We start from the raw sequence: 13250 nt of genomic DNA on the forward strand, positions 1-13250 counted from the left end.
AGCAGTATTGCTCTGTTTCTCGACTCGCGATTAAGCCGCCAGAGAGAATAAACCTTGTAGGCTCGTCATTGACGCAAGCGCGAGCAACAGGGCGACGCTCAGTTGAACCTTTTCCGGTTTTTTATGTGTGAAGATATGCCAGCACCAAACAATGATTGAAGAAATGAGCATGGCTAAAGACAATAAAATTGGTTGTGTTGCGGCGCTCAATGTCGCTTCATTTAACTGGTAAGAAGCAAATAGAGTTGCGATTACCAGCAGCATTCCAGACACAATGCCCGTAACGGGCAAAATGCGGTGAAATGCCTGCAATCTGCTACGAGCGATAGTCAGAAGCAATTGAGAAAATGACGCCCCAAGGAAAAATATCATTATTGCCATCGCAATAGACGCAGGCCAGCTTGGCTGTTCAAATGCTTGAATACTTACATACGCAAAAGCCAAACCATTCGCTAAATGCATCGCCCAAAGAGGGCCTTTTTCACGCGTTTTCTTGGTTTGAACCTGAGAGTAGAAATAGAAAATAGCGAACACGATCATAAATGCTTCAATACGAAGAGAAGCAACCGCAAGCCACAATAACGCCACTGCTGGCAACATTTTATGAAGACGGCCTCTCTGACCCGGACAAATATCGCCCTTGATGAGAAGCAAAGTCAGTAGCGCTTGCGCGCCAAATAGCATCGGAGGAAAAGTAACCAGCAATTGTTGAATCATGTTAAATGCACGCTCAAAAGTCATTTTGGGGTGCGATAATAGCAAATCACCTATCGTCAAACCACCGAAAGTCTATCCCCAAATGTACTAGAACAGCGAGACTTTTTATTCAACAAGAAGCGAGATACTTCAACGCATCTTCTTGAGTTAACACGCCTCTGTATTCTTCTTTTTCATCACATAAAACCCACGGGAAGCGAATGCCTGTTTTGATTAGCTCTCGAATAGCAGCGACAGATAAGTGCGCATTGACGAGCACAAACTCCGTGCTCATTATCTGGTTCACCGGGCGTTTCCAAATCCAATTTTCTCGCTCAGTCTCTAATTCTGTCCCCATGGAAGGCGTTAGGTGTAAGTTAACTTGCTCTTTGGTAACTAAGCCAACACAGCGCTTTTCGTTAATGACAACCAACGGCGAACTTGGACTTAAATTCATATATTCCACCGCCAACGATAATGGTTCCCCGGGCTCAAGGTGCCTGACCTCTTCATGGCTCAGTGATTGCAATACATCATCTTGTTTTGGTTTAACAGTAACATCCGAAAACAAATGTTCGTAACTTTCCGCTTTCTCCATCAAATCGACAGGCCGAGCACGAGAGAACAAAAAGCCTTGCATGTAATCCACACCTATTTCAGCCAATGTTTGAAGCTCCTGTTCTGACTCCACGCCCTCTGCAACCACTTTTACATTCATTTGCTGAGCAAGATCAGTGACCATTTTGACAATATTATAACTGGTATTGCCATGCTGAATGTTCTTAACGAATTTTCGGTCGATTTTCAGTAAATCAAACTGCCCTTTCTCTAGGTAAGAAAAAGAAGAATACCCTGTACCGAAGTCATCAATCGCAATTTTAATGCCCTCTTTGCGCACTTGCTCTAGCGCTTGCGTATGCTCTTCGTCTTGCTCAAAATACGCTGTTTCCGTCAGCTCAATCGTGACTCGTTTAGGATCGACACCACTGGCTTTAATTAGGTCATGCGAACGCTGAAGAACCTGGAGCGAATCCAATTTAGTATTCAGTGAGCGATTGATGGTTAACCCTATTTCCTCGCCATATATGTCTTGCAAGCGCGGAAAGTGTTTGAGCGCGGCTTGACAAACCTCATCATCCAGAGCCGCAATCAACTCTAAATCTTCAATAACAGTAATCATCTCTTGAGTGCTATAGGCATCACTTTCATGATAAAAGCGGGCTAAGGCCTCGAACTTAACGACTTTACCAGTTCGGCTGTCAATGATTGGTTGAAAATGAACATCCACCAGCCCACTGTCTATTTGCGCTTCCAAAAACGCCTCTAAATGCTGGCGTTTTACTAACTCAGAATGAAGCTCACTATTATAAAAATTAAAATAGCCACCTTCTCCAGAAAGTGAGGACAACATCGCCTGGGCTGCATGCGCTAACGCTTGCTTTGGCCTGTTTGTATCATAGCCGAGGATTGACACACCCGTTTGTCCCTCGACGATAGTGGTATGCATTTTTGTTCCCATTTCATTCCTAAGCTCAGTGAAGAACCCTTTCATTGCAATTTGAATCAAACGTAAAGGACTTAGCCATTGACAGTGAGGAGTTTGTAAACAGACAACAAACACATCCCTAGAAAGTTGACCCGCTATACTGGTGTAGCGGCTTCGCATAATAAAATCGGCGAAGCCTAGTTGCTGTTCAAGTAAGCATTTTTCAGAAAAATTTGGTCTGAGAGTCATGACGATATTGAGTTCTTTACTCCCACTTTCGTTCGCCAAATTAGCTAATTGCAGTTCGAACTCTTCTCTAGAAGGCAAAAAAGCTGACCAATCATGTTGTTGTTCACAGCGATTTTTCATCCACAACAAGGAAGCCGAAATGTCAGTAGAGAAGCCGAGATAAAGAATCCGTCCAGAATGAAATGTTAGCCGATAGATACAAAGATGATGCGCCTGATTACTACCATTTGCAGTTCTACTCAATAAATTACCGCTCCAGTATCCTTCATCATCAATATGCTGCCAGAGTTGGTCGTAAAACGCCTGACTATGGTGAGATGTGCTAAAGATATAGGTTTTAAGTCCAACCAAATCACGGTTTTGATAACCCATTTGCAATTCAAAGGCACGGTTACAACCTAAGATTCGGGTGTCTTCGTCCGCGACTAAAACTCCTACATTCGGTAAATCAAAAATCGTTTCGAGAATTTTCGCTAACTCTTCGCAGCCAGTGATCGTCAATTGCGGGATGATAGAGCCTTGAACAATACGCTCATTGAGCTTTTCAAAGCTAATTGTGACATGTATTAAGCGAGCTTCATTAAGCATCATGCAACAAGAAAAACGACCTTGCCCACCTAGGAGCTCCACTTCTAAAATTCGTTGCCTTAGTGTTTCCTGTTGCCCCATCAGCATGTGCTCAAACAAATCATCTAAGCAGGTGACTGGCGTATTTAACCCAAAAGCATTTGCCATTCCTAGCTGGTCGCATTCGAACTCGCGAGTATCAATCTTGTAAGACCATTCAATCACTGGAGTCGGATTGGATGTCGGTTGCACTTTTTCATGTGCTATTGTTGTTGAGTCACTCATTCCCTAGCCCCCTTTTTAATTAGCCTCATGCTCAGGGTTCGTAGTCAACGTGCCTTATTCCATTTGGGACCTGCTGATCCTCTTGTAAAATAGATTCTGGCAACGTAAGCCAATCGACTTAGAACCTTTTCAGAGCTTGTTCGGCTTTTTGCATTTTCCTATGCATTAATTTGATTATAGGCGTTGTTTTTAATAAGCACACCATTGCTTATTGGTTGTATTAACATTGCGACATTTTTCACGACTCGACCTATAACCATGAGGCTTTCAAGGTGATATTAGACATAAAATCGCCGATATAGCCTTGATATTTTTGCAAACCAAATAAAACTCGATGAACTAAGCTTGAATAGATGAGTTTGGTATAGATACCTGATCCTCAAATCGCTATAATTCGCGCTCCCTGGAACAGAGAGCAAAATATGACCAATAACATCACTCCTATTCATGAGTACAAAAAATACTGGGCAGAGTGTTTTGGTACGGCACCTTTCTTGCCGACCAGTCGCAAAGAAATGGACGCCCTAGGATGGGATAGCTGTGACATTATCATCGTAACCGGTGACGCTTACGTAGATCACCCAAGCTTTGGTATGGCTATCATTGGCCGTCTGCTAGAAGCGCAGGGTTTCCGTGTCGGTATCATTGCTCAACCAGAATGGCAAAACAAAGATGCGTTCATGCAGCTTGGTAAGCCAAATCTGTTCTTCGGGATCACTGCGGGTAACATGGACTCCATGATCAACCGTTACACCGCGGATAAAAAACTTCGTCACGATGACGCGTACACACCAAACAACGAAGGTGGCAAACGCCCAGACCGCGCGACTTTGGTTTACTCTCAGCGTTGTCGTGAAGCCTATAAAGAAGTGCCTATTGTTTTAGGTGGTATCGAAGCCAGCCTACGCCGTGTTGCGCACTACGATTACTGGTCAGACAAAGTTCGCCGTTCGGTACTGTTTGATGCAAAAGCAGACATCCTACTTTTCGGTAACGCAGAACGCGCACTTGTAGAAGTGGCGCATCGCATCGCAAATGGTGAAGACATCAGCACCATGACCAATATTCGTGGTACTGCCGTGAACTTGCCAGCCGCGCCAGAAGGCTACACGGTTATCGATTCTTCTCGCATTGAAAAACCTCGTAAAGAAGCGTTCGTACCAAAGAACCCATACGAAGTAGAAACTCAGTGTGAAACTAAAAAAGATGAGCCAGTTGCACAACCAATCACGATTCGCCCATCACGCCACGATGCTGCGACAACTGCGGTTCGCTTACCTTCGTTCGAAAAGCTAAGAAACGATCGCATTCTTTATGCTCATGCAAGTCGTGTATTGCATTTAGAAACGAACCCGTACTCAGGTCGAGCGTTACTTCAAAGCCATGGTGATCGTGAACTTTGGGTAAACCAAGCCCCAATCCCATTGACGACCGAAGAGATGGACTTTGTGTTTGGTCTGCCTTACGCGCGTGTTCCTCATCCTATGTACGGCAAAGCAAAAATTCCAGCGTATGACATGATCAAAACGTCTGTGAACATCATGCGTGGTTGTTTTGGTGGCTGTTCTTTCTGTTCAATTACCGAGCATGAAGGTCGAATCATTCAAAACCGCTCGAAAGAATCGATCATCAACGAGATTGAAGAAATTCGCGACAAAGTCCCAGGCTTTACAGGCACAATTTCCGATCTTGGTGGCCCAACTGCAAACATGTACCGCCTAGGTTGTAAAGATCCAAAAGCGGAAGCGAACTGTCGTCGTCCATCCTGTGTATTCCCGGGCATCTGTAACAAGTTAAATACAGACCATAAACACACCATCGACCTATACCGCGAAGCGCGTAAAGTAGAAGGCGTGAAGAAAGTGATGGTCGCATCTGGCGTACGCTATGACCTTGCGATTGAATCACCAGAATACGTGAAAGAGCTCGTGACTCACCACGTAGGTGGTTACTTGAAAATTGCACCGGAACATACAGAGAAAGGCCCTCTTGATCTGATGATGAAACCGGGTATGGGCACGTACGATCGCTTTAAAGAGATGTTCGAGAAGTACAGCGCAGAAGCGGGTAAGAAGCAGTACTTAATCCCTTACTTTATCTCTGCGCACCCAGGCACAGAAGACGAAGACATGCTGAACCTTGCTCTGTGGCTGAAGAAAAACAACTTCGAGTGTGACCAAGTACAAAACTTCTACCCTTCGCCAATGTGTAACGCAACGTCGATGTACTACTCAGAGACAAACCCTCTGAAACGAGTGAAGTATAAGAAACGTGAAGATGTACCTGTAGCAAAAGGTGAACGTCAACGTCGCCTACATAAAGCGCTGTTGCGTTACCACGATCCAGCAAACTGGCCAATGATCCGAGAAGCCCTAATCAGCATGGGTAAAAAACATTTGATTGGTGACAAACAAGGCTGTCTCGTTCCTGCGGAAGACATTGAAGCACAAACACCTGCACAACGTCGTAAATCTGGTCGTCACGGGGCAAACCGCTTTGCAACCAAACATACCAAAAACCAACCGGGCTTCGGTGGTCATTTGAACAAACGCTCTGAAGGCGGTTCAAAAGGTAGTCAACGCCCCGCAAGCAACAGCCAACGTCCTAGCGGCAACGGTGCAAACCGCCCAGCAGGTAGCAAGCCACAAGGTCAAGGTCGCCCACAAGGACAAGGCAAACCAGCTGGTCAACGTAAACCAAAGCGTCGTTAATTCTTCAGCACTTAAATACTAGAAAGGGCTCCAGAGGTAACTCTGGAGCCCTTTTGTTTTGTCGGTTCATTGAGGTATCACTCACAACTCAAACTTTGATTCAATCAATACAAAAAATGGTAAACACCAACCAACTTATTGGAAAAACAAACAATTATTTGATTGAAGAAAAATAATACAAAACTAAATCATTGATTTTTAATTACTTTATTTTGGTGCGATATTTGCGTAATAGAGTAAAACTCTTAAACATGGGCTAACGATGAGTAATCCACTTCCTCCAAAAACTTCGATGTTCTGGCACGACAACAGCTATACCTATGAGGAGGCCGTTCAGGCATTTGAAAGCGATGGTACGCTGAAATCGCTGAATATCGTCCCAACCACGGAATCCGATGATCTTGCTGGCTCCCCCCCAGAGCGCAGTATGTTTTGGGAGGGAGAAACAAAAAAAATCGACCCGCCACCGCCGTCAGAACCAGAACCTCTCAATTTAAAAAACGAGAAAGAACCAACAGAGGCTTTACCGGCACACTTCATCCCTGTTCGCTACGCCATCGATCAGCTAGAAACGGAAGAAACACAACCTTTTGGTTTGCCTGAAGAATGGAAAGGCAAAGGCCCAGCCAAACTCAATACCGTTGGCTACACCCTGCGTCAACTACGCGATGGTTGGCTGTATGTCTATGATGCAATTAACAAAAGCTTAGACGAATACGAAATCAAAGGAACGCAATTCACGCTCTATAAGTTGGGAGAATCAGAAAGCCCAAAATCAGAACAGCGTGGGACACCACAAGATGCAAGGCCTTTCCTTACTTACGTCAACGAAAGCGTACTATCGATTTGTTTCTCTGAGCACCGGTGGACATGGCACACGTTCATGCGCGTCCTTAACAATCCGAGTAATCATATCGATCGCATGCAAACCATTGTTCTGTCTGCAAACGAGAATCAGCACAACATTGCCCCAATAGATAAATTAACCCAAGTTGCTGATATTGAATCTTCTGCCGTCGATGATGGTCGCTTTGCGGATTCTGGCATCGCCACCAAAGCAGATGAAGATGGTTCTGTCTTTAAACCTGTTGCAGTCGAAAGTGATTTAACCTCTGCGATTCCAGAAGAAGAATCAGGTTACTTCGTCGCGATAAAAGATTACGCCGCAGACATTCAAGATATGTCACTACATTTTGTTGGTGCCGCAAGCCCTTACCGCCTTTTTACTGACCAGTTTTCAAACCAGTGGAGTTTGATGCAGACCGCCATGCAACTGTGTATGTTTGGTGCAAGTGACGAGATAGACATGCCAGCTAGCGTTAAGCGTAACGGCGAAGAGCTGTCGTTTTATACCGACATGGCTGAGTATTACGATTCCTCTAACCAACTTGATTTGGCAGAGCAGAACAAAAGCTCAGTTCAGTCCGGCTATCCTGCTAAATTTTCCGCTGGAGCGATTGAGTCACACCAACATACCCAAACTGGCATTGCCAAAACGATACAGGACAAATATCGAATTTCTGCGAGCCGATTTGGTAAATACGAACAATGGATAGCGACTGAACGCTGGCGCAAGCAGCTCAACTGGAAGCAAATGCTGAGCGAAATGCAAGAGCTGTCAGAACAAAAAGAAACCATGCTAGCCCAAGTGGTTTCGGTCAAACGCGACTTTATCGCAGTAATGGAGTCCTTAACGCCGCATCATCTTGAAAGAACCTTCGACCTATACAGCGAAGACACACAGTACAGCTTGTATCAACTGCACAAGCAAGCCGTTGAGTCATTTACTTTGGTGATACAAGAAGAGGACCGACAGTGGGCAGAAAGCCAATGGGAGAAACCAACCAGTCTACTTGCTCTCTACACTTCCGGATTTAGTCGTAGTCTCTTTAAACAAGTGGAGAAGTTAATTCCTGAGCAAGTTTCACATCAGTTAGTTGAAGAAAACGTCGCCAAAAATGTTCCAGATACTGAAAGCTCAGACAAACAGTTTATGGACTACGTTTCGGCAGCAAGTAACCGTGTCGGTATGTATGCAAAAGTAATGGACTTTATTTCTAACCCAAATACTGCAGAAACCGAGTTTTTAAAAGACATCGCGAAAGGATTTAAGGAACTAGATATAATCTTCAAAGCCGCAAACAGCGCAATAATGAAGAGTGCACTAAAATTAGGAGTTAGCTTTACTTCTCAAGCTTCACTTCTAATCATGCCCGTTTTCTCAAAGCCTTTAACTCGAAATAGCTTTTATTGGCGAGCAGTGTTCGCTGAACGTTTAGCTACCAATACTGCTGTCAAAATCAATAAAAACTATGCGCAAGGTTTTGGTGATTGGAAGTCTAACCATGATAAAAGAGTGGTTGCCTCAAACCAAAACAAGGCCATTATAGCTGCTTTTAATAAAGGCGATAAAACAGTATCAAAACAACAATATAAACAAGCCTTAAAACAACAACGTCACCTCCAAAAAAGTCTAGCAGTGGCAACATTAGAATACCCACAATACATCGAGTTTCCAGATGACGTACTTGAGGCAACAATTCAAATGCGTAAAGATATATGGGATAACAGATTAAACAACCTTAATAAACTGTTTGAAGATGTGGGTGGTCTAGGCTTCTTAGCTCTGATTTTCAACTGTCTCGCACTTGCTGATGCAATGAACAGCATTCAAGAAACTGGGCTAATGACCCAAGATGATTTCTTGGATATTCAACAAAAGCTGTTTTACACGGCCGGAGCTTGGACGGGTATTCGTACGGGTAAATTATGGGATAAGGTTAAGGGGAGTGACGAACTCAGAGAGCACTCGCTTAAAACTCTTAAAAAGTTAGTAGGTCGAAATACAAAAGGCTTTGAAAACCTGGTTCTTGATGACTTAAAAGTATTTAATAAATGGCTCGCGATCACAGGGGCTTTAGGTGCGTTAGCTTCAGGTATTGAGGCTTACCGTTCTTGGCAGAAGGCTGATGAAGTTTATGGTCAAGAAAAATACCTACATGTAGCAAATACCCTAGTATTAACCGCAATGTCGGCTGTCGGTATGTTCCAAGCATACGGAGGGTTAACTGGACAATTTGCATTAAACTTATCCTTTGGCGGACCTATAACGGCAGGCTTAGTTATTATTACAGTTGTATTCCTAGCCATCAATCATAAGTTAAACAAATTGAAACAAGATGATTTCCAAAAATGGTTAGATAAACTGCCATGGGGATACCATCCTGCTCGCACTCAGTGGAGCCAATCTGCGAGCTTGCCTGAAAGAGAAAAACACAATTCAGCATTGGTGCAGCAAGCTCTGTTTGACTTACAGTCGATTATTCAGCAACCTACGGTATACCATCAGCCTATTGAAAAAGTACAAGCTTACCCAGGTTACACACATCGTGAGTTAATCGGTTTGGAAGTGCATATTCAACTGCCAAGGCGTGCTGCAACGAATGGTATTACAGTGACTACTAACACCAAGGCAACAGAAGATGATTTGACGTCCGGCTCGTGGCATCACAACGCAGATTTAGTTACGCTACAGACTCAAGACCAAGCGAGCAAAGAATCACTGGTGTACAAGGTAACATTGCCGATTGAAGAAGCAGACCAATACTTTGCCATGCAAGTATCATATGATGTGGAAGATGATGCTCCAGCCAAGCGTGAGTATTGGTTCCAAAATAGCGTAAAACAGAGTGCAACTTATGGCGTGATTTCAGACAATACCAAACAAAACATCATTAAGAAATCACTCACCCCCATTGTTGGCGCATTAGTTTTTCAGGAGTAACCCTTGGCATATTCACAATTTTATATCACCCCAGAAGAATTGGCAGTTTATCAAGAGGCGCAAGAGCAAGAGATTCTCACAGGGGACAATTTAACAACATGGCATAAGTATGATGTAGAAGAGCCATTTCGCTACCATTTCAAGTTAACGGCTTTGCCATTTATGAGCTTCTTATTTGTAATAGTATTTTTGACACACTCAAGTGATACGCTTGTCGTAACCTTTTTTGGTCTTATCTTGTCAGTGATGATGGCTGGAATCTTTTACCTTACGATCGGCCTCGATTATCGCTATGACTATATTTTTTCTGATAAAGGCTTTGTGATGAAAAAGCGTCGCAATATGCCTAAATGGGTAAATACCGCCTCGCAAGCTGTTGGCTGGGTAGGTGCAGTGGTGTGTGTGGTTATGGCAGCGGTAGTTGGCCCAATGGCGTTAGCGGGAGCAGGTGCCCTTATTTTATTCTCATTCGGTATGTTAAAACGCCAGCCTGATGAACGAACAGAAGTCAAAGTGGGCGAACGAGAAGATTGGCTTTTTGCGGACTACAACAAGAAAAGGAAAGTGATCCAGTTCTATTTTAAGCATGACATATGCAGATATCGAGATACTGCTCATAAGACTATCTTTCGCTCACAAGATAGAGCAGATTGTTATGTTTTCTTTAAAACTGAAGCGGATTTAGAATCCATGGTCGCGCAACTGTCAAAGGTCTACACACTAAATTGTACAGAGGTCGATGACCATAAAAAGCTGTTCGAAGCAAAGCCAGAATCAAGGCTCTTTAATATTCCTGTTTGTAGTAGAGAATATCAAACCGATGAGGTATTTGATTTAAGGGCTTCAAAAGCCCCGCTTCCTGAGCGTGAATACCTTTACAACGGCAAGTGGCAAACCGAATCGGAAATCGAGCGCTTAAAAGCGGCTGGTGAACAGCAAGCAACTCCCGCTTCATAGTTTGCAGCAAGCATTAAAAAAAGGCTCCAGAGGTAACTCTGGAGCCTTTTTTTTGTGAGAAGTAAACGTTTTAAGTTGGGTTAAACTCTCTCACTTACTTGATTAAGACAACTTGAACTTACTCAACTCACCGTGAAGATCACTGGCTTTTTCCGTCAGTTCATTGCTGATCGCTACCGAAGATGACATAGTATCCATCACTTCCATCGCCGTATCATTAATCACAACCACATTACGGTTGATCTCTTCTGACACCGAACTTTGCTCTTCTGCCGCTGAAGCGATTTGATTGTTCATATCATTAATCACTTCAATAGCTTGGTTGATTTCGGCCAACGCCAATTGCGCTGCTTGTGTTTCTTCTTTGGTATCCACCGCTTGCTTCTGGCTTTGCTCCATCAACACAACGATTGATTGCGTTTCTTGCTCCAAACGAGCCAACATTGCACGAATTTCTTCTGTCGAGCCTTGTGTGCGCGTTGCAAGGTTGCGGACTTCATCGGCTACCACAGCAAAACCACGACCCGCTTCACCAGCACGCGCAGCTTCAATCGCAGCGTTCAGAGCCAGCAAGTTGGTTTGATCGGCAATGCCACCAATCTCACTCAGAATCCCCTGAATCGCCGTGCTTGAAGCCACCAAATTCTGCGTCTGGTGCTGTGCATCATTCACTTGCGAAGCGAGGTTATCCACCGCGCTTGCAGCATTGTCCATACGCGACATGCCATTCGCACTATTGCTTTGAACTTGGCTTGCCGCTGCCGCCGCTTGTACCGCAGAATTTGCCACTTCTTGTGCGGTTGCGCTCATCTCATTAATCGCCGTTGCTAGCGAGTTGACTTCGTTCACTTGAACGTTCAGTTGATCTCTCGAAGCCGCCGCACGAGCTTGGCCTTCACTTGCGTTTTTATCAACTTGGTCTGCCGTCGCCATTACGGTTAAAAGCATTTCCTGAATGCGAGCGAGGAAGGTATTAAACCAGTGCGCCAGTTGGGCGGTTTCGTCCTTACCTTTCACCTCAATGCGGTAAGTTAGGTCGCCCTCGCCTTGTGCTGCGTCTTTAAAACGCTCCACTAAGTTAGTTAACACTTTGCCCAACGAGGTCGCGATCATTGTCATCGCAACAATACCAATCAGAGCCGCAATAATCCCTGCCCACACTCCCTTTTCAAGAGCTTCTGCACTTTGTTCTTCACTCCATCGCTCGTAGTCATCCACGTTCTTTTTAAGGAAGCTACTGGGAACCGACACCATAACGATCCAAGGTGCATCGCTGGTTTCAATTGCAGTAATCGCATACTCATCCCCGCCAAACGTCACAAGGCCTGCGCCTTTTTGTTTCGCAATGGATTGAATACGAGCCCATTGAGACGCCAACTCATGAGAAACTTTCTTGCCCACTTGATCCGCTTGGCTGCTGTTCGCCAGTGTGATGCCTTTCCACGAAGAAATCAGAATTCGGCCTTGTCCATCAAACAAGTCGCTCGCGTAATCTTCACTTTGGCTTTGTAACTCGTTCAATGACAAATCAAAACCGAGAGAACCAATGATCTCGCCACGTAACTTGATTGGTTGGCTAATGGTCGTGATCAGTTCTTGTTTGCCGCGAACCGGATACATGTACGGTTCCATCACGAACGTTTTGCCCGTTTCGTAAGGCATCAAGTGCCAATCGTCTTTACGCTCACCGTTGTTGTTTAATTCAGTATTGCTAAAGCTATCCATCGCCACGACATCAAAACTGTTGTGCGAATTTGGCGAAAAGAATGGCGCTAAGTAGCCTTCGCTATTAAAGCCAAGGCTTTTGTCTTGAATCGTTGGCTCAACCCACGATGGCTTTTCCCATACCATGTAACCAGCAAACACAGCTTTGTTCTGAGCTTCTAGCGACGCAATAAACTGCTTAACAATAATGTCTGGCGTCGCGGTCGTCTCTGCGCTTAATTCGATAATTGAACGCGCTTGCTTTAAGTTCGCCAACACTGGTTCTAACTGGTTGGAAATATTCAGCCCTTGCTGAATCGCCGTATTACTCAGGTCGGTCGTGGTGGCTTCGGTCAGTTGAGATTTTACTTTTGTAGTGATTTGTTCATTCACTTGAGTGAACGCATTGGTTGTCATACCCATTGCAATCAATAGAGTGAAGGCCATTGCCCCACCCGCACTGACAGCAATTCGAGTGCGTATACTGTTAAACATGATCGCCTCACAAATTGATTTTTATCTGGCATTAAGCATTGGAAGGATCATGGATTTTAAACAAGTAAAGTTAATGGAAGGCTTTCATTTATGAACAGAGCAAGAACAGAAAATGTAGTTTTATTAATAAAAATAAAATAATGCAGGTTTTCGCTTATACATGAAGCCATTGATTTAATTGAATTATCTCAAAAAGGAGAATCTAAGCGTTTGTATTTAAAAGCACTGTCTCTTATACACATCTTAAAAAAAAAAACAATCAAAAAAAAAAAAAAAAACAGATACTCTCTCAAATATACTGGTATGTCATAGCCAC

At 44.1% G+C, this 13250-nt stretch carries 6 protein-coding genes; 3 read left to right on the plus strand and 3 right to left on the minus strand.

Annotation, left to right across the window (positions count from 1 at the left end; translation table 11 throughout):
* Positions 1-30 precede the first annotated feature (30 nt).
* Positions 31-741 (minus strand): hypothetical protein, encoded by a 711-nt coding sequence (locus EX191_RS11020; protein ID WP_012841615.1) that lies wholly within the window; start codon positions 739-741, stop codon positions 31-33.
* Positions 742-826: 85 nt separating this feature from the next.
* A complete protein-coding gene (locus EX191_RS11025; RefSeq protein ID WP_193447749.1) occupies positions 827-3283 on the minus strand; it encodes an EAL domain-containing protein in 2457 nt (818 codons plus the stop codon).
* A 422-nt stretch (positions 3284-3705) separates the two neighbouring features.
* On the opposite strand from EX191_RS11025, the gene EX191_RS11030 reads away from it, so the two are divergent.
* The 3 genes from EX191_RS11030 (at position 3706) to EX191_RS11040 (ending at position 10735) form a co-directional block, all read left to right on the plus strand.
* The gene (locus EX191_RS11030; RefSeq protein ID WP_193447750.1) at positions 3706-5994 is read left to right on the plus strand and encodes a YgiQ family radical SAM protein; all 2289 of its coding nucleotides are present in this window, start codon (positions 3706-3708) and stop codon (positions 5992-5994) included.
* Between the two features lie 262 nt (positions 5995-6256).
* Complete coding sequence (locus EX191_RS11035; protein ID WP_193447751.1) at positions 6257-9778, plus strand: T6SS effector BTH_I2691 family protein; 3522 nt, start codon at positions 6257-6259, stop codon at positions 9776-9778.
* Between the two features lie 3 nt (positions 9779-9781).
* Positions 9782-10735 (plus strand): hypothetical protein, encoded by a 954-nt coding sequence (locus EX191_RS11040; RefSeq protein WP_193447752.1) that lies wholly within the window; start codon positions 9782-9784, stop codon positions 10733-10735.
* 102 nt (positions 10736-10837) lie between these two features.
* Here EX191_RS11040 and EX191_RS11045 read toward each other — a convergent pair whose 3' ends face one another.
* A complete protein-coding gene (locus EX191_RS11045) occupies positions 10838-12934 on the minus strand; it encodes a methyl-accepting chemotaxis protein (RefSeq protein WP_029823448.1) in 2097 nt (698 codons plus the stop codon).
* Positions 12935-13250: the final 316 nt, after the last annotated feature.

This window comes from Vibrio chemaguriensis (assembly GCF_012275705.1).
In the GTDB taxonomy this organism is placed as follows: domain Bacteria; phylum Pseudomonadota; class Gammaproteobacteria; order Enterobacterales; family Vibrionaceae; genus Vibrio; species Vibrio diabolicus.

Excerpts from the sequence above, each read along its gene's own strand:
- EX191_RS11025 (WP_193447749.1), bottom strand. The coding sequence starts at position 3,283 with ATGAGTGACTCAACAACAATAGCACATGAAAAAGTGCAACCGACATCC.
- EX191_RS11045 (WP_029823448.1), bottom strand. The coding sequence starts at position 12,934 with ATGTTTAACAGTATACGCACTCGAATTGCTGTCAGTGCGGGTGGGGCA.
- EX191_RS11030 (WP_193447750.1), top strand. The coding sequence starts at position 3,706 with ATGACCAATAACATCACTCCTATTCATGAGTACAAAAAATACTGGGCA.
- EX191_RS11035 (WP_193447751.1), top strand. The coding sequence starts at position 6,257 with ATGAGTAATCCACTTCCTCCAAAAACTTCGATGTTCTGGCACGACAAC.
- EX191_RS11020 (WP_012841615.1), bottom strand. The coding sequence starts at position 741 with ATGACTTTTGAGCGTGCATTTAACATGATTCAACAATTGCTGGTTACT.